Source organism: Pseudomonas sp. P4795, assembly GCF_048822895.1.
In the GTDB taxonomy this organism is placed as follows: Bacteria; Pseudomonadota; Gammaproteobacteria; order Pseudomonadales; family Pseudomonadaceae; genus Aquipseudomonas.
The window spans coordinates 49950-72273 of the sequence record NZ_JBMFBT010000002.1 but is presented as its reverse complement, the minus strand read 5'-3'; the positions used below and the strand labels follow the sequence as shown (position 1 = coordinate 72273).

The 22324-nt window shown below is 58.2% G+C and carries 26 protein-coding genes and 1 pseudogene; 9 read left to right on the top strand and 18 right to left on the bottom strand.

Annotated features, from left to right (window positions below; genetic code table 11):
- Positions 1–12 precede the first annotated feature (12 nt).
- Entirely contained in the window at positions 13–210 is a 198-nt protein-coding gene (locus ACOI8A_RS04580; RefSeq protein WP_420650485.1) for a hypothetical protein, read from the bottom strand.
- A complete protein-coding gene (locus ACOI8A_RS04575) occupies positions 207–671 on the bottom strand; it encodes a hypothetical protein (protein WP_420650486.1) in 465 nt (154 codons plus the stop codon). The genes ACOI8A_RS04580 and ACOI8A_RS04575 overlap by 4 nt, the downstream gene beginning before the upstream one ends.
- A gap of 628 nt (positions 672–1299) precedes the next feature.
- On the opposite strand from ACOI8A_RS04575, the gene ACOI8A_RS04570 reads away from it, so the two are divergent.
- Complete coding sequence (locus ACOI8A_RS04570) at positions 1300–1893, top strand: recombinase family protein (RefSeq protein ID WP_420651174.1); 594 nt, start codon at positions 1300–1302, stop codon at positions 1891–1893.
- 469 nt (positions 1894–2362) lie between these two features.
- Here ACOI8A_RS04570 and ACOI8A_RS04565 read toward each other — a convergent pair whose 3' ends face one another.
- The 7 genes from ACOI8A_RS04565 to ACOI8A_RS04535 form a co-directional block, all read right to left on the bottom strand.
- Positions 2363–3664, bottom strand: coding sequence for a tyrosine-type recombinase/integrase (locus tag ACOI8A_RS04565; RefSeq protein ID WP_420650488.1), 1302 nt, complete (start codon positions 3662–3664; stop codon positions 2363–2365).
- 483 nt (positions 3665–4147) lie between these two features.
- Positions 4148–5476: a deoxyguanosinetriphosphate triphosphohydrolase gene (locus ACOI8A_RS04560; RefSeq protein ID WP_420651173.1), complete on the bottom strand. Its 1329-nt coding sequence runs from the start codon at positions 5474–5476 to the stop codon at positions 4148–4150.
- Positions 5477–5544: 68 nt separating this feature from the next.
- The gene (locus ACOI8A_RS04555; protein WP_420650494.1) at positions 5545–6708 is read right to left on the bottom strand and encodes an EAL domain-containing protein; all 1164 of its coding nucleotides are present in this window, start codon (positions 6706–6708) and stop codon (positions 5545–5547) included.
- A 123-nt stretch (positions 6709–6831) separates the two neighbouring features.
- Positions 6832–7170 (bottom strand): hypothetical protein, encoded by a 339-nt coding sequence (locus tag ACOI8A_RS04550; protein WP_420651172.1) that lies wholly within the window; start codon positions 7168–7170, stop codon positions 6832–6834.
- Positions 7167–7556, bottom strand: coding sequence for a phage holin family protein (locus tag ACOI8A_RS04545; RefSeq protein WP_420650496.1), 390 nt, complete (start codon positions 7554–7556; stop codon positions 7167–7169). Before ACOI8A_RS04545 ends, ACOI8A_RS04550 begins: the two co-directional genes overlap by 4 nt.
- 2 nt (positions 7557–7558) lie before the next feature.
- Positions 7559–7873 (bottom strand): DUF883 family protein, encoded by a 315-nt coding sequence (locus tag ACOI8A_RS04540; RefSeq protein ID WP_420650497.1) that lies wholly within the window; start codon positions 7871–7873, stop codon positions 7559–7561.
- A 252-nt stretch (positions 7874–8125) separates the two neighbouring features.
- Positions 8126–9838 (bottom strand): cation:proton antiporter, encoded by a 1713-nt coding sequence (locus ACOI8A_RS04535; protein WP_420650498.1) that lies wholly within the window; start codon positions 9836–9838, stop codon positions 8126–8128.
- 192 nt (positions 9839–10030) lie between these two features.
- Here ACOI8A_RS04535 and ACOI8A_RS04530 point away from each other — a divergent pair, with 192 nt between their 5' ends.
- The 3 genes from ACOI8A_RS04530 to ACOI8A_RS04520 all read left to right on the top strand — a co-directional run bounded on the left by ACOI8A_RS04530 (position 10031) and on the right by ACOI8A_RS04520 (position 11728).
- A complete protein-coding gene (locus ACOI8A_RS04530) occupies positions 10031–10267 on the top strand; it encodes a glutaredoxin family protein (RefSeq protein WP_420650499.1) in 237 nt (78 codons plus the stop codon).
- A 172-nt stretch (positions 10268–10439) separates the two neighbouring features.
- Entirely contained in the window at positions 10440–10757 is a 318-nt protein-coding gene (locus tag ACOI8A_RS04525; RefSeq protein ID WP_420650500.1) for a transcriptional regulator, read from the top strand.
- Between the two features lie 80 nt (positions 10758–10837).
- A complete protein-coding gene (locus ACOI8A_RS04520) occupies positions 10838–11728 on the top strand; it encodes a pseudouridine synthase (protein WP_420650501.1) in 891 nt (296 codons plus the stop codon).
- A gap of 74 nt (positions 11729–11802) precedes the next feature.
- Here the strand turns inward: ACOI8A_RS04520 and ACOI8A_RS04515 are convergent, their stop codons facing one another.
- The gene (locus tag ACOI8A_RS04515; protein ID WP_420650502.1) at positions 11803–12024 is read right to left on the bottom strand and encodes a YgdI/YgdR family lipoprotein; all 222 of its coding nucleotides are present in this window, start codon (positions 12022–12024) and stop codon (positions 11803–11805) included.
- A 79-nt stretch (positions 12025–12103) separates the two neighbouring features.
- Positions 12104–12706: a molybdenum cofactor guanylyltransferase MobA gene (gene mobA, locus ACOI8A_RS04510; RefSeq protein ID WP_420650503.1), complete on the bottom strand. Its 603-nt coding sequence runs from the start codon at positions 12704–12706 to the stop codon at positions 12104–12106.
- 79 nt (positions 12707–12785) lie between these two features.
- On the opposite strand from mobA, the gene moaB reads away from it, so the two are divergent.
- Both moaB and glp read left to right on the top strand, forming a co-directional pair.
- Positions 12786–13325, top strand: a complete 540-nt coding sequence (gene moaB, locus ACOI8A_RS04505) for a molybdenum cofactor biosynthesis protein B (protein WP_420650504.1) — start codon at positions 12786–12788, stop codon at positions 13323–13325.
- Positions 13309–14535 (top strand): gephyrin-like molybdotransferase Glp, encoded by a 1227-nt coding sequence (gene glp / locus ACOI8A_RS04500; protein ID WP_420650505.1) that lies wholly within the window; start codon positions 13309–13311, stop codon positions 14533–14535. The genes moaB and glp overlap by 17 nt, the downstream gene beginning before the upstream one ends.
- 57 nt (positions 14536–14592) lie before the next feature.
- Here glp and ACOI8A_RS04495 read toward each other — a convergent pair whose 3' ends face one another.
- Positions 14593–14901, bottom strand: a complete 309-nt coding sequence (locus ACOI8A_RS04495; protein ID WP_420651171.1) for a hypothetical protein — start codon at positions 14899–14901, stop codon at positions 14593–14595.
- Between the two features lie 313 nt (positions 14902–15214).
- On the opposite strand from ACOI8A_RS04495, the gene yegS reads away from it, so the two are divergent.
- Positions 15215–16132, top strand: a complete 918-nt coding sequence (yegS, locus tag ACOI8A_RS04490; RefSeq protein WP_420650506.1) for a lipid kinase YegS — start codon at positions 15215–15217, stop codon at positions 16130–16132.
- On the opposite strand, the gene ACOI8A_RS04485 is transcribed toward yegS, so the two are convergent.
- The 3 genes from ACOI8A_RS04485 to ACOI8A_RS04475 all read right to left on the bottom strand — a co-directional run bounded on the left by ACOI8A_RS04485 (position 16116) and on the right by ACOI8A_RS04475 (position 18589).
- Positions 16116–16775 carry a response regulator gene (locus tag ACOI8A_RS04485; RefSeq protein WP_420650507.1) on the bottom strand — a complete coding sequence of 220 codons (660 nt, stop codon included), beginning with the start codon at positions 16773–16775 and terminating at the stop codon, positions 16116–16118. The two genes, yegS and ACOI8A_RS04485, sit on opposite strands and share 17 nt — an antisense overlap.
- Positions 16772–17665, bottom strand: coding sequence for a sensor histidine kinase (locus ACOI8A_RS04480; RefSeq protein WP_420650552.1), 894 nt, complete (start codon positions 17663–17665; stop codon positions 16772–16774). The genes ACOI8A_RS04485 and ACOI8A_RS04480 overlap by 4 nt, the downstream gene beginning before the upstream one ends.
- A gap of 468 nt (positions 17666–18133) precedes the next feature.
- Complete coding sequence (locus ACOI8A_RS04475; protein WP_420651170.1) at positions 18134–18589, bottom strand: hypothetical protein; 456 nt, start codon at positions 18587–18589, stop codon at positions 18134–18136.
- Between the two features lie 456 nt (positions 18590–19045).
- Here ACOI8A_RS04475 and ACOI8A_RS04470 point away from each other — a divergent pair, with 456 nt between their 5' ends.
- Both ACOI8A_RS04470 and ACOI8A_RS04465 read left to right on the top strand, forming a co-directional pair.
- Positions 19046–19981: a chemotaxis protein CheV gene (locus tag ACOI8A_RS04470; RefSeq protein ID WP_420650509.1), complete on the top strand. Its 936-nt coding sequence runs from the start codon at positions 19046–19048 to the stop codon at positions 19979–19981.
- 86 nt (positions 19982–20067) lie between these two features.
- The gene (locus ACOI8A_RS04465; RefSeq protein ID WP_420650510.1) at positions 20068–20874 is read left to right on the top strand and encodes an MOSC domain-containing protein; all 807 of its coding nucleotides are present in this window, start codon (positions 20068–20070) and stop codon (positions 20872–20874) included.
- A gap of 71 nt (positions 20875–20945) precedes the next feature.
- Here the strand turns inward: ACOI8A_RS04465 and ACOI8A_RS04460 are convergent, their stop codons facing one another.
- The 3 genes and pseudogenes from ACOI8A_RS04460 to ACOI8A_RS04450 all read right to left on the bottom strand — a co-directional run.
- Positions 20946–21230, bottom strand: coding sequence for a pyrimidine/purine nucleoside phosphorylase (locus ACOI8A_RS04460; protein WP_249482929.1), 285 nt, complete (start codon positions 21228–21230; stop codon positions 20946–20948).
- 81 nt (positions 21231–21311) lie between these two features.
- Entirely contained in the window at positions 21312–21854 is a 543-nt protein-coding gene (locus tag ACOI8A_RS04455) for an exonuclease domain-containing protein (RefSeq protein ID WP_420650511.1), read from the bottom strand.
- A 69-nt stretch (positions 21855–21923) separates the two neighbouring features.
- Positions 21924–22283, bottom strand: a pseudogene (locus ACOI8A_RS04450) (acetyl-CoA carboxylase biotin carboxyl carrier protein subunit); the annotation flags it as partial.
- Positions 22284–22324 lie beyond the last annotated feature (41 nt).

Here is a 22324-nt window from a genome sequence, read left to right as displayed (position 1 = left end):
CGGCCGGCAGTTTTAACTACGGGATTCACGCGCAGCCTTGTCGAGGGCGGCACAGGTTGTTATCCACGCGCGATCCTGAGCGCGATCTTCGGCGTCGATGATCAATTGCGTCTGAGCAGTCAAGTCGGCAGAAAGGGCTGCTGATAACTCTGGATCTGCCGTAGGAGGCAGATCGTTCGGGTAATGGCAGAACATCTCGGCGAAAGTCATGGCTCTACTCCTTCGGTATTGACGGAACGTGTACGAAGTTGGCGACGTGCAGTGCGACGTGCTCGGGTATCGGCGTGTTCACGGTTGATCATTGCTACGGCCTTGGCGGCGAGTTCTGGCGTCAGGAGGCTATGGTCACGCGGCAGCACAAGATGCTCGCCGTCAACTTCCATCAGGGTGTGAGCTTCGAGAAAGCGGGACATCGGCGATTTCCTCTTACGCAGGTTGGCGCTCAGGGCCACACGCAGGCGGCACTCGGCGTCTGTCAGGAAACTGGTTTCGTTCAGAATGAATTCGGCGAGCGCTTCAAGGCTGTAGGCCTTGGCAGGTCTGCCTCCCAGCGGACTTGCAGATGGCACATCGAAGGCCTCAGGCAGCTCTGCACGGTGCAGGGTGAAAAACGTCGGGGACAAATCTGCCAGGTCGGCCAATTGCTGCGTGGTAATGACGGTAGGCTTCATTTCCAAACCTCCCCCTAGAGGTTTTTGAATACCTAGAGCCTACTCAAAACTCGATTATGCATAGATCGAGAATAGTACCGTTCGTCTGAAATGGCACGACGTGTGCTATTGCAGAATTCGAGCCTAACCGTGAGAATTTCAGCGGCTAGTTATGATCAACGGGGATTGAGTGATCTGACCCAAGTCGTCTAAGTCGCGGACTCTGGAGGCAATCCGTGGGGAAATTTAAATTTTCGGGGGGAGAAATTCACACGGTTTCGATTCCTGGTAGGGATATCTGAAATCTCAGCCCCTGTTATGTGTAGTGAGCGGTGCGAAAAGGACGATACCCCCCCATACCCACCCCCTCGTTATCTCACCTGCCCCTTCCTCCAGGCACCCAGCCGGCAGCCGTGCCTCCTGCCAGCATTGGCGGCATCGACAATCAGCGAACGAGTTGTTGTGTGCCATGCGCAATGACTCTGGAGGCATGCCCAATTTTGGCTAGCTCAAAAGGTACACCTTGTGAGCCACCTGTCGGGTATGCGTTTCAGGGTAGCTCAAATGTGTTGATTTATTATGAGCTAGGCATTTATATATGACCTATAGATTGTGAGCTACCCAGCCACAACGCATGGAGGGAAGGGCTATGGCGCTTCTGGGATATGTACGCGTGTCGAGTGATGGTCAATCGGTAGAGGCGCAACGTCATGCGCTCGGGGCCACCTACAACATCGAGAAATGGTTTGAAGATTCCGGCGTGTCGGGTGCTGTGAAGGCGCTGGAGCGGCCAGGGTTCAGGGCGCTTGCAGACTTTGCCCGTCAAGGCGATGTGCTGCTGGTAAGCGCTGTGGACCGCCTGGGGCGCGACACAATCGACGTGTTGAGCACAGTGGAGATGTTGCAGGGGAAAGGCGTCAGCATCATCAGCCAGCGTGAAGGGTTCGACCTCTCGAAGCCCATAGGCAAGGCGATGCTTACCATGCTTTCAGCTGTCGCCGAGCTTGAGCGTTCTAATATCAAGGCTCGACAGATGGCGGGGATCCAGCGTGCTCGGTCCGAAGGCCGACCGCTGGGCCGCAAGCCCAGTGTTAACAGTGGAGATGTAACGGACTGGCGCCGGGAGAACTCGGCGAGCATCAAAGATACTGCTGCACACTTCGGTGTCAGCGAGTCGACCGTCAAGCGCCTTTGTGCGATGCACTGGCAGGTGAACTATGCCCCTGAGGGGCAGGACCTTTAGTCAGGCACAAGCTGTCTATTCTTCCAGGTGGGCGAGTCTATTAGCTCTGTATTAGGGTAATACAGAGCTAATAATCGGCTGAAAGCACCGGAATAGAGCGGTCAGCACAAAAGTCGTTGTTACCTTTATTACCTGAAACGCATTCCAGCGCTTTTAGCCTTTTACGGCCTATATACAGCCTGTACAAACCTGTACATTCACTTCCTTTTACTTCTACTACTACTAAGAGTAATAAAGGTAATAAAAGGGATAATCCGCCCTGTGCCAGAGCCTCTATTCCAGGCCTCCCAAGTTTTTATCACCTGTGCCAGCAGCCTAATAATCGGCGGCCCTCAGGTAATAAAATTCCGCCCCTTGTGCTAAAAAGTCCTAAGAGCTAATTTCTTAGATCGATCTAAGCTATGCTCTTTTCCTGACTCTGAGGGCAGCTTTACTGCATTCACCCTCACGTACCTGTCATTTACGGCACTCAGGCCAAACCAGTGACCTCTGCCCATAGCTCCTCGATATAGTCCGCCCACTTCTGCATCGCCTCCCGCCGCTGATCTAGCAACTGTGCCCGTGCATAGGTGGCGCCCAGTGCTCCGGGCATGCGGTGGCCCAAGCACAGCTCAAGGACGATCGGGTCGAGTTTCAAAATCTCGTGTCCGAGGGTGCGGAATGTCGAGCGGAAGCCGTGGCTGGTGATGGTGCCGCGTTCATAGCCAAGCCCTGTGCGTATACGCACCAGCAGCGTGTCGGCGGAGATGGGCACGCCGAACTTCGCTGCGGAAGGAAATACCCAGGTCGGCGGGTCGACTTGTTCGCTGGCGGCGGTATTGCCGAAGGGTGAAGTGTTGGGCACTGCTTTCTTGTTGAGTGCCCGGCTGTGTTCTTGCAGTGCACGCAATTGCCCGACAGCCTGCGTTGGCAAGGGAACAATGAGGGGTTGGCCGGTCTTGGGCACCACGAAGCGCCATTCGGCTTTGTCGAGGTCGACCTGTTCCCACTTCATCGCGGCGAGTTCGGCGGGGCGCACGGGCAGCAGGACTAGCATCCACAGTGCTGAGATGACGCTGTCGTTGTACGCAACGAAGTTGTTCAGTCGGCGCAGGAACTCGGTGAGGTCTTCCGGGGATTCAAGGGCAGCGCGGTGCACAGTCTTGTGCTTCTTCAGCAGCCCGCTTCGCCCCACGGCCACGTTCTTGTCGACCAGTTCGTGGTTCATGGCGTGGTCGAGGATCATGCGTAGCAAGGTCAGCGAGTAGCGGGCCATGGTGGGGGAGTGGGCGAGGCGATCCAGGATGGTCTTCACCTGGCTGACGGTGATGTCGGCCACCGGCATGTTGCCCACAACGGGGTAGAGGTGGTTCTTCAGTGCACCGCGGTGACCTGACAGGGTCTTCGGTGCCAGGCCTGCGTTGAATTCGAGCCACTGCTCGGCGACCTTGGTAAAGATCCAGCCCTCCTGAAGGCGCTGCGCTTCTTCCTTGATCGCTCGGGCGCGCTTCGGTGCGATGCCATTGGCAACTGCGGTACGCGCTTCCTGTGCAAGTTCTCGCGCTTTGGCGATCGATATGTCCGGGTAAGCACCGATGGCGAACAGACCTTCTTTGCCGTCCAGCAGAAACTTGAATCTCCAGAGTTGGGAAGTGCTACTAACTTGCAAGTAAAGGCCTCGGATAGTTCCTTCGGAATATTTACCGGGCTTTTGCAGTTCTTTGATTATAAGTGCAATGTTTTCATCGCTGTCGGCCTGACGCCTGATGGCTGGTGTAAGTGGTTTCTGCATTGGGGTATCCGTGGGGCTTCTTGGCGATGGATACCCCAAAAGTACCCCATAATTTTCTAGCGAACAATGAAAAAAAGGGGTATGTTGAGATCGTGAAGTCGAAAATATCCCAGCAATTGCGGGATTTATGATGGTAATTGATGAAATCTGACGTGTCCTCTGGACTTCATAATCAAATCCCATACGAGCGCAAATAAAGGGCGCACCTTAGCTCAGATGGACGAGTGGTCGCATGGACTGACAGGCCTTCAGCGGCAATCTAGGATTAATCCTACAAGTAATGAGGAATGTGACTACGCGCGAACTAGGTATGACGTAGGTAGAGAAGTCGCTTCGACAGTTGTGATATTTCGATGGGGGCTGCGTGTATTGCTGAAAGTCTGTTTGTTTAATCTCAAATAACAGCTGGAGACTAATCTTCAGTTGTTATTTGAGGTTTTATTATGCTTGGGCCGGTCAATCACTGGCGGCCCGGGCAGTGTTTCAATGGCTGGAGCGTCCAGTCATCTCCAGCGCCATATCACTGGCGTAGCTGTCGGTCATGCCCGCGATGAAATCGATCATGCGCAAGAACGAAGCGTGTAACGGACCTTGCGGGTCTGGCGCATTGTTACCGAGCAGGTCGAGGATCCTGCGACTCTTGAACGAAGGCGTTCGCCCATTGTGTTGTTCCAGGGCCGCGCCACAGAACGCATTGAGCAAGATTTCCAGCGTGGTGTAGGCGCCGATCTCATGCAGGGTCTTGCGTTTGTCCTGGAAGATTTTCCGGCGGGCGATGTCCTTGGCGTTCAACACGCAACGTTTGGCCGGGCCATGCATATGCTCAACCAGGTCGCCGGACAAGGTACCCGCGAGCAACGCATCCTGCTGCTCGACGAACGCCCGGGCGGCGGCGTTGGTCAGGTGTTCGATGGCCTTGCCACGCAGGATCGCCAGTTTGCGCCGGCGCGAATCCTCCGGCCCGAGCAGGCGATAGGTTTCCGGCAGATCGTCGCCGACCAGGCCGAGCAGCAAGGCTTCGACTTCGGAATACTCGAGCAGCTCCATTTCGACGCCGTCTTCCAGATCGATCAGCGCATAGCAGATGTCATCCGCCGCTTCCATCAGGTACACCAACGGATGGCGCGCCCAACGCTGGTCTTCGATCTGCGGCAGGCCGAGCTTGTGGGCGATCTGTTCGAGCAACGGCAACTCGCTCTGATAGCAACCGAACTTGTGTTTCTTGTAGCCGAGGGCGTCGGCGTGGCGCGCAGTCCACGGGTACTTGAGGTAAGTGCCGAGGGTCGCGTAGGTCAGCCGGGTGCCACCGTCGAACTGGTGATACTCGAGCTGGGTGAGCACGCGAAAGCCTTGGGCGTTGCCTTCGAAATTGAGAAAGTCGCCGCGTTCGGCCTCGCTCATCGCATCGAGCCAGCCGCGTCCGGCCGCTTGCTGAAACCAGTGACGAATCGCATCTTCGCCGGAGTGGCCGAATGGCGGGTTGCCGATGTCGTGCGCCAGGCAGGCCGATTGCACGACCATGCCCAGGTCGCTCGGGTCACACCAGTCGGGCAGGGCGCTGCGCAAGGTTTCGCCGACGCGCATGCCCAGCGAGCGGCCGACACAGCTGACTTCCAGCGAATGGGTCAGGCGTGTGTGGATATGGTCGTTGCTCGACACCGGATGCACTTGGGTCTTGCGCCCCAGACGGCGAAAGGCGCCGGAGAAAATGATCCGGTCATGGTCTTTGTGGAAGGGGCTGCGGCCGAGTTCTTGCGGGCTGTGCAGCGGTTTTCCGAGGCGTTCGCGGTTGAGCAGGGTCTGCCAATCCAAGGCTGATTCTCTCCGTCAGGTGACTGATGCCGTAGCTTCCCGGTTCGCGCTGGCATCCGCAAGCGCAACTACAGACCGGCAGCGTCGATGTCGATCAGCAGCAGGCGTTCGCCGTTGTCGAAAAACTGTCCGGCAGTCAGGCAGTATTGGTTGCTGGTGGCGTCGCGGTAGGTGTTGGACAGCGTCAATCGGCGCTCCTCCCAACCCTCGGCCAGCAGATGATAAAAGTACGGCCGCCACGACCAGTTGTGGCCCAGATAACGATTGTCGGCGATCCAGCCGCTCGCGCGCCATTCCAGATTCGGCGTCAGTTGCGTGCCATGACGATCACACTGGTAGAAACGCAACAGCCACGGAAAGGCGTCCAGTTGCGGCAGGGCGCTGAGCGGCGCGCGCGCTTGAGCCCAGGTTTGCAGAATGCTCATCAGCTCGCCGAGTTGGCGGCGCATGCTCATCAATTGACCGCGTTCGGCCAGTTTCTGTTTTACATAGCGCTGACGCAGTTCGGCGAAGCGCGGGACGAATGCGTCGGTGGAGAAAAACGCTTCCTCCGCCCGTGCAAACAGAAAGCCTTGCACGTAGCGCGATCCGCATTCGAGTGCGAAATTCAGCTGCGCTTCGGTTTCCACCCCTTCGGCAATGATCCAGCAGCCGGTTTTCTCGGCCATTTGCGCCAGTGCCTTGACCACATCGCTGCTCGGCCCGCCAAGGGCTGCCGCTTGAAACAGACGCATGTCGAGCTTGAGGATGTCCGGTTGCAAGGCCAGCACGCGGTCCAGTTGCGAATAGCCGGCGCCGAAATCGTCGATGGCAATCCGCGCCCCGGCATCGCGGTAGCGCTTGACCACCTCGACCAGACGCTGGCTGTTGCCGCCCAACTCAGTGATTTCGAAGACGATGCGCTGCGGATCGACACCGTGTCGGGCGATTTGTTTGAGGCTCGGCAAATCCTGATCGGCGCGCAGGCGGCTGATCCAGCGCGGCGATATGTTCAGGCTGAGAAACCAGTCGGGCGGCGCTTCATGCAGGCGACTCAAGGCGTTGTCACGAATCTGTCGGTCGAGGCGTCGCAATGCAATTGCCGGAGTGTGCGGGACGGCGAACAGCGGGCCGACCGAGGTCAGTTGACCATCGGCCTGACGCAGCCGCCCCAGTGCTTCAACGCCGGCAATGCGTCCGGTAGCGGTATCGATAAAAGGTTGAAAGCAGGCGAGCGGTTGCCCGTCGATCACGGGGCCTCCTTAGTCATTCTTGTTCTGGATGTTCCAGTCGGCCGGATAGGCGCGCGGGATTGAACCTCCGGATAAGAGATTCAATCCCGCAGCCTTTGCAAGAATGCAGCCAGATGCTCGGCGTCAGCGTTTGCCCGAGCTCTGCATGACCAGTTTGATCAGCGGCCCGAGGCTGGTGCCCAGGCGAACCAATCGGGTCAGACCACCGACACCGCCGCTTTTCGCGCCTTTGCCGGTGATGAAACCGAGCAGTGTGACAGCGGCTACGCCCCAGAGCGGCGCGTGCTTGATGCCGAAACCACCTTGCAGGTTTTGTGTCATGCCGCGCATGCGCTGCAAGGGTTGCAGCACTTGCGCGGTTTCATGACGAATTTCCTGGCGGTGCATTTCCATGCGCAGACGGATCAACGCCTTGCGCATTTCCCGGCGTGAGCCGTTGTGTGGAAGTTCAGGCAGGCTCATGGCAGCAGGCGCTCCCGGTCGTTGGCCAGCTCTTCCAAAGTACCGTGGAAGGGCGAGGACTCATCGAAGATCGCCGCCTTGAGGCGCAATCCACAGAAAATTGCCGCCAGGGTGTAGAACACGCACAGCCCGATGATCGCGGCCAGACGATAGGTGTCCCAGAACACGATCAACACCAGAGTCGACAAACCTACCAGCAGTAGCAAGCCAAACACTAAAGCCAGGCCTGCGAACAACAGCAGGCTGACGGTGCGGGCTTTCTGCTCCTGCAATTCGATGCCGAACAATTCCACATGACTGTGCAGCAAGCCGAGGACGGCGGCGCCCAGACGCCGCGTGGAGGAACTGGTGCCCGCTGCAAACGGGCCGGATTCGCCGATCGACATAATTAGCGCCGAGTGGCCAACAGGCCGATCAGAAAGCCCACGCCAGCGGCGATGCCCACCGATTGCCAAGGATTGGCCGACACGTAGTCCTCGGTGGCGGTAACCGCGGCCTGACCGCGATCGCGCAAGGTGTCTTCGGTCAACTTCAGTGTTTCGCGCGCGCGCAGCAGGCTGTCGTGGATCTGATCGCGCAACTCGTCGGCCTGATCACCGGCAATAGCTGCCGTGTGTTCAAGCAGACGTTCGGTGTCGCTGACCAGAGTCTGGAAGTCGTTCATCAGGATTTCTTGAGCAGTCTTTGCCTTGATGCTGGCCATGGGTGGTCTCCGTAATTGGCTGTTCATAGCTTCGGTAAAAAGCCGCGTTCTGAAGCGTTCGAGTATGAGCCATGCGTGAAGGTTCATTACAAGTCGCAGGTACAATTTTTGCTGTGTCGTGGTGCGTTGACCGACTGCCATGCGCTGTTGCCGGGCGTGCAGCCGGACAAATTCCGGTCTGGATAATAGCGGCGGCTTCGCGGTTTCCGGTGCCGATCTGTCGCTGCGCACGATCGGCGCGGTAAGCCAGGATTAGTTTTCTTCATCTTCAGCCCCCGGGTAAAAGCCGTGTAGCAAGCGATAGCGGTCAATGCGCACCTGATCGACTTTCTCCTGCACTTGATGCGCGGGCAACCCGAGCAGGATCAAGGCGTGCGACGCGAGCATCAGGCTCGATTCCAGCAGCTCCGGCACCACTTCAGTGGCGCCGGCAGCTTTGAGTTCCGCCCACTGACCGTCATCGCGGGTGCGTACCAGAATCGGCACGCGCGGATTGAGTTGCCGCGCTTCCTTGAGCACGCGCAAGGCGATATCGCTCTGATCTACGGCAATCACCAAAAGCCTTGCGCGTAGCAGGCCGACAGCTGTCAGCAGCTCGCCGCGCGTGGAGTCGCCGTAGTGCACGTCGCTTTCGGCAGCCGCGGCTTCCTGCACGCGCACCGGATCACTGTCCAGGGCAATGAAAGGTTGGCCGGCGTTGCGCATGAAGCGGCCGATGGATTGGCCGACACGGCCATAGCCACAGATGACCACGTGCTGATTGAGCCCGGCATTGAGTGCGCTGATCTGTTCGATCTGCGCTTCCTGATTCGGTTTGCGGTGCAGTGCGCCGGCAACGCGCGGGGCGGCACGCAACAGTAACGGCGTCAGCAGCATCGAACAGAAGGTTGCGGCGAGGAGCAGGGGGCCGAGATCGTCGGGCAACAAGCGGTTCTGTTGCATCTGCGCCATCAAGGCGAAACAGAATTCGCCGCCTTGAGCCAGCGCCAGACCGCTGCGCCAGGCGGTTTCACTGTCGCTGCCGCGCCACTTCACCAACAACGCCACTACAGTGCCCTTGATCAACAGCAGGCCGAGGGTCAGACCGACGATCAACAGGCTGTGGCTGACGAACAAATGCACGTCGATCAGCATGCCGATGCTGACGAAAAACAGTCCGAGCAGGATGTCGCGAAACGGTCGGATATCGGCCTCGATCTGATGCCGATAATGGCTTTCCCCCAATAACATACCGGCAAGGAATGCGCCGAGAGCCGGGGACAGGCCGAGCAGGTGCGTCAGCCATGCGGTCAGCAACACAATCACCAGCGCCAGCAGCACGAACAGCTCCGCCGACTTCGACGCCGCCACTTCCTGAAACAAACGCGGCAACAGCCAGCGACTGGCCAGCAGCAGGCCGAGAAACAACACCACGGTTTTCCCCAGCGTCAGCGGCAACGCCCAATACCAGGCTTGCTCACTGCTGCCGGCGAACACTGGCACCAGCGTCAGCAGCAGAACCGCCACTACATCCTGAAACAGCAGAACACCGACGGCATTCTGGCCGTGGCTGCTGAATATCTCGCCCAGACTGCCCAGTTCCTTGGTCACAATGGCGGTGGATGACAGCGACAGGCCTGCCCCGAGCAGCAGCGCAGGGGTGAGCGGCATGCCCAGCAGCATCAACACACCGCCGAGCAGGATCGCGCTGATCAACACCTGCTGGCTGCCCAGACGAAACACCACCTTGCGCAGGGCAATCATTTTCGACAGCGAAAATTCCAGCCCGAGGGAAAACAGCAGAAACACCACCCCCAGCTCAGCCAGATCCGGCAGGTGTTCACTTTCGTTGATCCAGTTGAACGCGGTCGGCCCGACCATCAGGCCCACGCACAGGTAACCGAGCACCGGCGGCAGGCGCAGGCGGCGGAACAGGGCAATCATCACCAGGGATGACGCAAGAATGATCAACAGGTTGGCAAACACAAAACACTCCGCAGGCAGGGTCAAGCATTTCAAGCGTAGAAGTAAAAAACACCGGAGCATGCTGCAAATCGCAATTCGGCTGACTGATGTGCGTCAGGATTTTGCGTGGAGCGGGATCGAGCTGCCTGGGCGGGTCGACGGACTTTCGACGCAGGCCTAGAATGGGGCACTCGAATTTTTGGATGAGCAATCATGCCTCCTGAATGCCAACTGTTCGGCACCCTGGGGTGTCATCTGTGTGAAGTCGCCGAGGCCGAGCTGATGCCCTTTGTCGAGCATGGCCTGCTGGTTGAACTGGTGGATATTGCCGAAGACGAAAGCTGGTTCGAGGCTTACAGCCTGCGGATTCCGGTATTGCGTCGGGTCGATACCGGTGCGGAACTGGGTTGGCCGTTCAGTGCCGATGAGGTCGTGGCGTTTCTCAGTTAAGCGTTCCTTGCCCCTGATCGCTTAATACTCCGCTCATCGCAATCAGTCGTCCCCTGGTTGGCACTCTCGGGTTTATTCGGTTACTGTATGTGCATACAGTAATTGGGTTGGCCTGCTCGGATCGTTGCTTTTTTGCGGCAGGCAGGCGAACCGGAAGTCAGAGGGCAGCACCGTGGTCAATGTCGAACAGTTGAAGAGCAGCGTGAATCGGATGTCGGCGGAAGTGGTGCGCGAGGCCGTCATCGAATTGCGCCTGGACGGCTTGGTCACGGAAGGCAAGACCCCGTTCAACAAGTTGCATTTCAATACCTGCTTTGCCGAGATCGAGGCGCTGTTCCAGCGCGCCGGCTACCACAAGCAGCTCGACGTGGTCGGATATCAGGGTTTGCTGTATGCCTTGTACGATCCGGTGCGTTGGGAAGCCGTCGATGTGTTGCGCTGGCTCAAGGAGTTCACTGAAGCCGCAGCGCTCAAATCGATTCCGGCCTGAATCACGCAGAGGAATCGGCGCTAGGTTCGTTTCACGGCGTGCTGGATAATGCCCGTCTGCATTGAGGGTTCGAATTTCATATGTCCAGTTCAACATTTTCCGCGGCCCACAATCAGGCCAGCACGCTTTATCTGCCACCGGGTACCTGGCTTACGGTGCTTGATTGTCTGTGCGAACATTTTCGTGCGATCAGCCGCGAGCAGTGGCTGGACAGAATTGCCCGCGGCCGGGTGCTGAACGCCGAAGGGCAACCTATAGCGCTGGACTTGCCATACAAGGAAGGCCTGCGCATTCACTACTTCCGCGAAGTGCCGGATGAAAAACCGATCCCGGTGCTCGAGTCGATTCTCTACGCCGATGAGCATCTTGTGGTGGCGGACAAACCGCATTTCCTGCCGGTGACCCCGGCGGGTGAATACGTCGAGCAGACCCTGCTACGCAGGCTGATCCGGCGTTTGGATAATCCGCATCTGGTGCCTTTGCACAGGATTGACCGGCACACGGCGGGGTTGGTGATTTTCTCGGCCAATCCGCAGACGCGCTCGGCATATCAGTCGTTATTTCCGACGCGGCAGATCGAAAAACGCTATGAGGCGATTGCCGCTGCGCTGCCCGAACTGAACTTCCCGTTGGTGCACAAGAGTCGTCTGGTCGATGGCGAACCGTTTTTCCGCATGCAGGAAGGGCCGGGGGTCAGCAATACTGAAACGGCAGTGGAAGTGCGGGAAAAGAATGGCGATCTGTGGCGCTACGGGCTGTATCCGGTAACCGGCAAGAAGCATCAGTTACGCGTGCACATGACTGCGCTGGGTGCGAGTATCTGCAACGATCCGTTTTATCCGCAGGTCTTGAAAGACATCGAGGATGATTATGCCAATCCGCTTAAACTGCTGGCGCAAGGTTTACGATTTGTTGATCCGGTGACGAAGCAGCAACGCGAATTCGCGAGTGAAATCACCTTGAACTGGTGATCACGTTTTTCTTTCGCCCATGAAAAAGCCCGCAAGAATGCGGGCTTTTTTGTATCAAATGCGAACCTGAGAGCTTACAGCTCTTTAACGGTGCGGACCTGATCCTTGTTGATGCGAGTCTGCTTGCCGTCCAGCTGTTCGAACTCGTAGAAGCCCGAATCTTCGTCGTACTTAGGCGCGTCGACAGCCTGGATTTCGCGACCGTCATTCAAGGTGATCACTGTTGGCGAAGCGCAACCGGCGAGGGAAGCGAGGCCCAGTGCGAGCATGAAAGTGGCGAGAGTCCGTTGAGTCATGAGTGTGTCTCCGAAGGGATAATTCTTTTGGTTACTGAGCTTGAGACGTATCCGAAGCGTGCAAGTTCCTTGCATGGTGTCAGTCTGACACAGACTTGTGCGCACTTAACAGTTCGGGGGTATTGAGGTTGGCCAGTCGCGGGTCGTGGTCCGGGCATTCCAGTGCGTTGGCGCCGAGGCTGCGCATGATCCGCCCGGGGCTGCGCTCGCCGGCGTTCCAGGCCTCTTCGAATACCGGCAACAGCGCCTTCGGTATTACGCAAAGCAGGGGTTCCCAATGCGCGTCATGACGCAACATTAAAGGTTTTTCACGATACTGATTGGCGGTTTCGCGCATGTTGCGCAACAGTGGCTCATCAATGCTCGGTACATCGCACGGCAGAACCAGCAGGTGGCTGTGACGTGCAGCTTTGAGTCCCGCAAGAATCCCGGCCAACGGGCCGGGAAAGTCAGCCTCTTCATCCGCTACCAACTGGTCAGCGAACGGCGCATACAGTTCACGATTGCGGTTGCAGGAGATGATCAGATCGTCGGTGAGCGGACGCACTTTGCGCTGCAGATGTGCAATCAGCGGTTCACCCTGCCACTCGATCAGGCCTTTGTCCTGGCCACCCATGCGCTGGCCGCGTCCGCCTGCCAGGAGCAAGATGGAGCAGGGCGGCAATGGCGGATTCGAGGTCATGGCAACTCTCCCGGGGCGGCGAAAAAATGCAGCGCTGTGATATAACACCGGGCTGTTTTTCCTACAACTGGACGAGCCTATGAAAGCCAAGGCTGATGTACCTTTCGTACCGCTGAATATCGCGGTGCTGACAGTCAGCGACACCCGCACCCTGGAAACCGACACCTCGGGCCAGGTCTTTGTCGACCGCCTCAGCGCTGCCGGCCACAACCTGGCCGAGCGGGTTTTGCTCAAGGATGATCTGTATAAAATTCGCGCCCAGGTTGCCAACTGGATTGCCGACGATGTGGTGCAGGTGGTGTTGATCACCGGCGGCACCGGCTTTACCGGCCGAGATAGCACCCCGGAAGCGGTTGCCTGTTTGCTCGACAAACAGGTTGATGGTTTCGGCGAATTGTTCCGCCAGATTTCAGTGGCCGATATCGGCACCTCAACCGTGCAGTCCCGTGCGTTGGCCGGGTTGGCCAATGGCACGCTGGTCTGCTGCCTGCCGGGCTCGACGAACGCGGTACGCACCGGGTGGGACGGCATTCTCGCCGAGCAACTGGATTCGCGGCATCGCCCGTGCAATTTCGTGCCTCATCTGAAACAGGCGGCGCCTTGTGAATCCCGCGGGTAAGCCGGGCAAAACCGGGGCGTTGATGCCGGTGGAAGCGGCATTGGCGCGGTTGCTGGAAATGGCCGAAGCTGCGCCGATTCGCGAGCGTGAGCATCTGCCATTGGCCGAGGTTGAAGGGCGGGTGCTGGCGCAGGATCTGATTGCTACGCTGGACCTGCCACCCTGGCCGAACAGTGCCATGGACGGTTACGCCCTGAACCTGGCGGACTGGAGTGGCGAGCCGATGTTCGTCAGCCAGAAAATCTTTGCCGGACAGGCGCCAGAACCATTGCAGCCCGGAACCTGTGCGCGAATCTTTACGGGTGCGCCGGTGCCTGCAGGTGCTGACTGCGTTGAAATGCAGGAAAACGTTCAGGTGCAGGCCGACGAGCGCGTGGTGTTTACTGAGTCGATGATCGTGGGGCAAAACATTCGCCCGCAGGGCCAGGAAACCACCGTTGGTGAATTGGTCTTGCCCGCAGGCACCCGACTGGGTCCGATCGAGCAGGGTCTGGCCGCGTCCTTGGGCTGTGCCGCGCTGGATGTGGTGCGCAAGGTTCGCGTGGCTGTTCTGTCAACTGGCGATGAGTTGGTCGAGCCGGGTACAGCGCTGGGCCCGGGACAGATTTACAACAGTAATCGCGTGTTGCTGTGCAGCTGGTTGCAGCGCCTGGGTTGTGAGGTGATCGATGCCGGGATTCTTCCGGATGATTTGCCGACCACCCGCGCGAAGCTTGGCGAATTGCAGGACGTCGATCTGATTCTGTCGACCGGTGGCGTATCGGTAGGCGAAGCGGATTTCCTTGGCATTGCGCTCAGGGAAGAAGGTGAGCTGACTCTGTGGAAACTCGCGATCAAACCGGGCAAGCCACTGACTGTCGGCCATTTTCGTGGGGTTCCGGTCATCGGCCTGCCTGGCAATCCTGCGTCGACGCTGGTGACCTTTGCCTTGCTGACGCGGCCGTATCTGTTACGCCGCCAGGGCGTGCAGGATGTCGAGCCACTGAAGTTCGAGGTTCCGGCAGGGTTCGCTTGGCCCCAGGCCGGCAATCGTCGTGAATACTTGCGCGGACGTCTGGAACAGGGCAAGGCCACCATCTACCGGAACCAGAGTTCGGGCGTCCTGCGCAGCGCTGCGTGGGCAGACGGGTTAGTGGAAGTGCTTGAGGGGCGTACGTTGACCGCAGGGGATGAGGTGACTTTCATCCCACTGACCGAGTTGCTGGGCTGACGCTGTACGTGAGTATGCAGGCGCGGCTCGCCACAGCCATCGCCTGCACTCATGCATTCAACGGGCCAGCAGCGCAACCAATTGGTCGAATCGACTGTTGGCCACCCAGCCTACCAGACCCATTACCACAGCAGCCGCACCAGCCGAATAGGCGAGGCGATGCTTGATGGCTTTTACATCGCCCCGCACCTCGTCCATGTCCCGACGGATGTACTTCAGATGGGTTTCCAGTTCGGTAACGCGAGGTTCCATTCCGGTATCTCCAGCGTTTTTGGCAGTACCTTTGAATTCGCTTTGATGATTGGCGCGACTATCGGCAAGTGGGATAAATGCACTTGCGGTTGCTTTGGTGTCATGACTTGGCATGGACGTCTCCATGCAGTGCTATTGATGCCGGTTGGCTCCCGCAGTTTTTCGAACAGTCGAAAGTACTAAGAGTGTATCCATTCATTACATGCACATCCTTGTGTGGTCGGGTTGGAAATTGATACCGCCGAGCCACGTTGAAGCAAACACCGCACCCGGTCAATTGAGCCAATTCCTGTTATTTCGTAAGAAAAGATACCGTCCTGTAGGACGAGCCGCCCGGAAATCAGAATTAAATGTTATTCGTGCGACTTTTTTGCGTGTCTGAGTGGTCAAGATGTCCCGAACTGATTCAATTTTAGGAGCTACCTTGATGAGTGAACGCAGGGCATTGTTAATTCTGCATGGCAAGCAGGCACTCAACGAGGCGGTGCGTGCTGCCGTCGAAACCAAGCGTGAACAAGGTTGGGAGCTCGCAGTGCGGGTGACCTGGGAGGCCGGTGATGCGCAACGTCTGGTAGAGGAAGCGCTGGCAGCGGGATACACGAAAATTATCGCTGGCGGTGGTGATGGGACATTGCGCGATATCGCCGAAGCCTTGGCCGCGCACCCGGACAAGGCCAGTCTGGTGTTGTTACCACTGGGCACGGCCAATGACTTTTCCCGCGCTGCCGGCATCCCTCTTGAACCCGAAGAGGCTCTCGATTTGCTGGACGCGCCACCTCGCAAGATTGACCTGGGGGAAGTCGGCGGGCAAATTTTCCTGAACATGGCCACCGGCGGATTTGGCAGTCAGGTCACCGCCAATACTTCCGAGGATCTGAAAAAGGTGCTCGGTGGCGCAGCCTATTTGTTCACCGGGTTATCACGCTTCAGTGAATTGCATGCTGCTTACGGAGAATTGCAGGGGCCGGATTTTCATTGGAGTGGGGAGATGCTGGCGCTGGGTATCGGCAACGGTCGGCAGGCGGGCGGCGGTCACGTGCTATGCCCCGAGGCATTGGCCGATGACGGATTGCTGGATGTCAGCATTTTGCCAGCGCCACAGGAATTGGTCGGCACGCTGAAAACCTTGCTCAGCGATGGTTTCGGTCTGGACAACATGTTCGTGCGAGCGCGGTTGCCGTGGGTTGAGATCAAGGCTGCGGAGGGCCTTTACATCAATCTCGACGGCGAACCGCTGGAAGGCGAGAACATGCGTTTTACTGCGCGCCCGGCGGCGCTGCAGGTGCACTTGCCGCAAGACTCGCCGTTGTTGAGTTCAGCGCAGTCGATCAGTCATCAAGGCTGATGATCTGCTCGCGTACGGCAAATAGAACGAGGCCCGCCACGTCGTAGATCTGCAGACGCTTCATGATCTGCGAGCGGTGGGTTTCGACAGTCTTGATACTGAGGCCGAGGCCGTTGGCGATTTCGCGGGTGGATTTGCCGCGTACGATCAGACGCAGGATTTCCAGCTGGCGCGCCGTCAGGTTGTGCGACTCGGCGACTTCCGGCTGATGCTTCTGGTTGCGGGTCAATGCCTGGTTGATCACCGTGTGAGCGATGGCCGGACTCAGGTAGCGTTCATTATTGCGCAGGGCTTCCAGTGCATGCTCGAGCTCGGTGGCGGTGGTGTCCTTGAGCAGATAGCCATGCGCACCGGATTCGAGTGCCTGCATGATCAGCGCAGGGTCGGTGTGCATCGACAGGATCAGCACTTTGCTCTGCGGACGCACGCGTCGCAGTCGTTGCAAGGCTTCAAGGCCGCCGGTTTCTCTCATCGAGATATCGAGCAAGACAATATCGGGATTCAGTTGCTCGACCATTTCGAGCAACTGCGAGCCATCGTTGGCCTCGCCGATTACCGCATAACCCGGAATATCCAGCACCAGAGCGCGTACGCCAGCCCTGATCAGCGAGTGGTCATCCACCAGAAGTAAGTTACAAGTCAACGCATAACCTTATTCGTACTGGCCCGCTCGAGTGCCCGCGGCGCCCAGGGGAAAAGTGCTTCGATTTGAGTGCCTTTGCCCGGTTCGCTCGTGACGTTCAGGGTGCCACCCAGTTGCTCGATCCGTTCGGCCATCCCGGCCATGCCACGTTGTCCTTCGCGACCGGGATCGGCGGCAGGCGCAAATCCCTGGCCGTCATCGCTGATCAGCAAGGTCAGACCCTTGGGCAGACGCTGGACCCGGATCAACAGATTGTTCGCCTGCGCATGGCGCAGGATATTGGTGACTGCCTCTTGAGCAATGCGAAACGCCGCAACCGCCATTTCTTCCGGCAATCCGTTCAGCCGCTGCTGGCAGTCGAGGCTCCAGTGCAGCGAAGTGTTGGTCAATGTCTTGAGCAGGTGCGCACGCAGACTCGCCTCCAGCCCCAGACTGGTCAGCTGTCGCGGATTAAGAATGGCCGATACGTCGCGCACTTTATCCAGCGTTTCATCCAGGGTCGTACTCAGTAGTGCGCAGTGCTCCTGCAAGTCATCGGGCAAGCGGCGTTTGAGCCAGTCGCTTTGCAGTTTGGCGGCGGTCAGCAACTGGCCGATATCATCGTGCAACTCACGGCTGAGCCGATGACGCTCGTTTTCCTGGACTTCCAGTAAACGGTCGGCAAGTTCCTGCGGCTGGAATTTGATCGACTTGCGCGACAAGCGATGGTGGACGAAGACGCAAACGGCAGCGCTCACATTGAGCACCAGCAGACCGAACGACAGCGGAGCGGACAGGCCAAAGGTGAGCACGCTGCCGAGCGCTGAGCCGACGCACAGCAACAGCGTGAAGCGGCGTGCGTTTGCTCGCGAGGGCGGCCATGTGGTGATTGACTTGAGGCTGGCGTACATAGCGGATGGAGCCAATGAATGTTCGCTGCGGGTAGATCGTGCAGCGAGGCTGGCCGATCTCTGTCTGAAACTGCTGTCGATCATGTGGCGCTTTCGAAGGGCTCTTTAACTGCCAATCGGCCGAAAACTTTTATGGAAAACATATCGCTGAAGTCACAGTGCCATTAACCGCGAGCAACTAACGGGCGGGATAATACCACTTAACATACCGCTGGTCGCGTTCGCGCTATATGTTCAAAGAGTCAGGAATGCCTTTGCATTGGACGTCGGTTCCATAATGGAAAGTTATTAGCCGGACTCTATAGATATCGACGCTGTACAAGTTGGGCTTGTTTTACACAGGAAAACCCTGACACCGGCGGAAGAGCTTCGCGCCGTTCAAGAGTGATATTTAATTTTTGATTGTCGCTGGCAGGCATGAATGATGTATTTGCGACATCGCCAGCTCAAGCTATCTGCGCCGCGCTCCTAACAGGAGACGAGCGACAGTGGTTTGGCGTGCATCGGCGGTTGGAACTGGCTCTGGCCTACCTGAAAGGCGAACGCTTCAATCAGGGAAGTCCGTTCGCTGTCATCCAGACTCAACTGACCGGTGCTCAGATCGACCAGTTCCAGTTGCCAGGCGATCAACGTGAAGCAGTCTTTCAGTGCCTCAAGCGCTTGGGCGTGCAGATCAACATGGTCTTGTGCCTGAGTGAGCAGCCCGTGCAGATGCAGCGAAAACCCGGAGACCGGCTCCAGCGCCAAGGCATCGGCCTTGTTCGCCAGTTTGAGCAGGGTACTGAGCATGCAATCGACGGCATCCTTGTCGTTGCGGATCAGTTGCAGGTGACTCAGGCATTCTTCGGACTTGGCCAGGAGCAATTCAGCCTCGACGAGAAACTCGGCGAACCGCTGCGCCCACTCGTTACGGTCGTTCGGCATGCTTATCTCCACAACGTCATGTCTGATGAACGAATGTCGTGTGTGTCGACGATCATGAATCGTCGTGAGATCGCGCCCCACAGTGCCATGGCTCTGGCCGGGATTTTCGTGAGGGTGGGTATCCACTGACCTGCGATCGCACACAAAAGCCTGACTCCGTTCATGCAATGAGAATGGCGTCACATTAATGGCTATTGGATATTGCGAACATCAGGTTGGGCCTGATGATTCCTAGGGGAAACCCTTAGGCGCGGGAACCTGTTGCGCAAACCGAGGTCGCGCTGGAGAGGAATGCAGCAGATGAATTCAGCGGCCTCAGTAAACCATGATGTTAATGTGACATCAATGCTTTGGCGTGGCATTTTGATAGCGCTTTTCGCGGCTATCAAGAATCGCGCGATACAGCCGATAAACCACCCAATAGTGAATTCATCAGTACAAGCCCAGGAGTCATTGATGGCCGGCATTCTCGACACGGTAGACCAACGCACGCAACTGGTGGGTGAGAATCGCCTGGAAATCCTCATGTTCCGCCTGGCCGGACGTCAGTTGTTCGCGATCAACGTGTTCAAGGTTCAGGAAGTCCTGCAACTGCCGAAGCTGACCCTGATGCCTCAGCGACATCCGTTCGTCTGCGGTGTAGTCAACCTGCGCGGGCAGACGCTGCCGGTGATCGACCTGTCGCAGGCGATCGGCATGCGCCCATTGGTGCCGAGCCCGACCAGTACAATCATCGTCACTGAGTACAACCGTTCGGTGCAGGCGTTCCTCGTCGGTGGTGTCGATCGCATCGTCAACATGAACTGGGAAGCCATCCTGCCGCCGCCGACCAGCGCCGGTCGCCAGCACTACCTCACGGCAATCAGCAAGGTCGACGATCAACTGGTGGAAATCATCGACGTCGAGAAAGTCCTCGCCGAAATCGTCCCGTACAACGCCAAAGTCTCGCGCGAGAAACTCGAAGACCCGGTACTCGAACGCGCCGCTGGCCGCGAAGTGCTGCTGGTGGACGACTCGAAAGTGGCACTGTCGCAGTTGCGCGACACCCTCGGCCAGTTGGGCGTGAAGATGCACATCGCCAGCGACGGTTTGAAAGCCCTGAACATGCTCAAGGCGTGGGCCGATACCGGCGTGAACATGACCGAAAAACTGCTGATGATCTTCACCGACGCCGAAATGCCGGAAATGGACGGCTATCGCCTGACCACCGAAATTCGCAACGATCCGCGTCTGCGCAGTTTGTACGTGGTGCTGCACACCTCGCTGTCCGGCAGTTTCAACGATTCGATGGTGAAGAAGGTCGGTTGCGACAACTTCCTCTCCAAGTTCCAGCCGGACAAGCTGGTCGACGTGGTGCGCCAGCGCCTGATGCTTGACGAAGTACCGGCCTGACACAGGATGAGGCTGATCTCGCGTCAGCCTTTGATTCGCCGCTCAGCTCGTATAGGGTGGCGTTTTTGCCCATCAGGGAGCTGGCCATGCTGCGTCTGAGCGCGCTTTATCGTTACCCGTTGAAATCCGCCAAGGGCGAGACTCTGCAAGAGATCGCTCTGGACAAGCTCGGGCTGGCTGGCGACCGACGCTGGATGCTGGTGGACGAGGCCAGCGGGCGTTTTCTGACCCAGCGTGCCGTGGCGCAGATGAGTCAGTTGTCGGCGTTGTGGAATGCCACCGGTGGCCTGACCCTGGCTGCACCCGGCCATTCGCCGATCAATATCGACTTGCCCGGCGCCGACGCCGAGCTTCGTGGCGTGACGATCTGGCGTGACACCCTGCGCGTGCCGGATGCAGGCAATGACGCTGCGCAATGGCTCAGCGAGTTCATCGGCAAACCGACCCGTCTGGTGCAGGTGCCGCTGGATCGCGCCCGCAGCACGCAATCCGGTTACGGCAAAGATGACGACCAAGTGGCATTCGCCGATGGTTTCCCGCTGCTGTTGATTGGCGAGGCGTCGTTGCAGGATCTGTCGCAGAAAGTCGGACGTCCGCTGGAAATGCTGCGTTTCCGGCCGAATCTGGTGATCGAAGGCAGCGAGGCTTATGCCGAGGACAGCTGGAAGCGCATCCGCATTGGCCAGGTCGAGTTCCGCGTGGTCAAGTCCTGCTCGCGTTGCATTCTGACTACCATCGATCCGCAGACCGGCGAGCGCAGTGCTGATCGCGAACCGCTGGCGACCTTGCAGAAATACCGCTCCGAGGCCGATGGCGCGATGTTCGGCCAGAACCTGGTGAACGACAGCAATGGTCGACTTGAAGTCGGCATGCCTGTGGAAATTCTCGAATAACCTGGCGCCACAACGAAAAATGCCCGTGTCCTTGGACACGGGCATTTTTTATGACTGTGAACCCTGCGGATTTAGCCGCGGTATTCGCACAGGTAAGCGGTATCAACCGCGACTTTTAGCTGGAACTTGCTGTCGGCCGGTACGTTGAACTGGCTGCCGGCGGCGAAGGTTTCCCAGTCGCTGCTGTCCGGCAGTTTTACGGTCAGTGCGCCCGATACCACGTGCATGATTTCACGCTGGCTGGTGCCGAATTCGTATTCGCCCGGGGCCATGACGCCGATGGTCGCCGGACCTTCAGCAGTGCCAAAGGCGATCGACTTGACGGTGCCGTCGAAGTACTCGTTGACTTTAAACATGGGCGATTCCTCTCGAAAAGGGCATAAAAGGGCTGAAAATGGCCGGCCAGTATGCACAAGGCTCTCGGCGTCGTCATCTGTCTAAAGTGGCAAGACCAGCGGCAGTAATCGCGCGGTGTTGCGCGCATCTTCCAGCGCGCGATGCTGCTGACCGCTGAATTGCATGCCGGCCAGTTGCAATGCGCCGTTGAGTCCCAGCGGACGCTCGAGGCGCCGGGCCTTGGCAAAGCGCTGTTTGAGGTTCATGTGCGGCACGCGGCCCAGCGCGCTGTCGATTTGCAGCCGTTGCCATTCCTGAAGTAATTGCTTGCGGTCGTAATCGCCCCAGCTGACCCAGCCTTCAAGACGGGTCTGATGCTGGCCGAGCCAGCGCTCGAACGCCGGCCACACCTCTTCCAACGGCTGTGCTGCGTCGATATTTGCCTGAGTGATGTGCGTCAGCTCACGACAGAACGGCGTCAGCAACGGCCGCCGCGTCGGTTTCACAAAACGCTGGAAGTGATCCTGCTCGCGGCCGGCGCGATCCACCAGGGTCGCACCGATCTCGATGATTTCCATCTCTGTAACCGGCCAGCCACCGTCATCGGTGGTGGCTTCCAGATCTATGACCAGCCAATGGGGCATCGCAGGGTTCCTGATTTACGCGTTCTGATGTTCAGAGCGTAGTCAAACCTTGCGGATGCGCCCGGCGACTCACTCGACCTGCAACAGAACCTGACGATTTTTTACCTGATCGCCGACTTTCACCTGCACCCGCTTGAGCACGCCGTCGATGCCGGCCTTGAGCGGGTGCTCCATTTTCATTGCTTCCAGCACCACCAGCAATTGTCCTTTGCTGACTGGGCTGCCTTCGCTGACCAACACATCAATGATCGCGCCGTCCATCGGTGCCTTGAGGGTGCCGGAACTGACGCTGGTCTGACTGTCGATTACCGCGTGAGTTCGATCCTCCAGGCGCAGGCTGCCGGGGTGGGTGAACAGCCAGAGCTGGTCGGCTTCGAGTCGATAGGCGTGGCGTTGGCGCAGGCCGTTGATCTCCAGGGTTACGGCGCGGTCGCTGTGTTCAATAAGCTTCACGGCGCAGCTATGTTCAG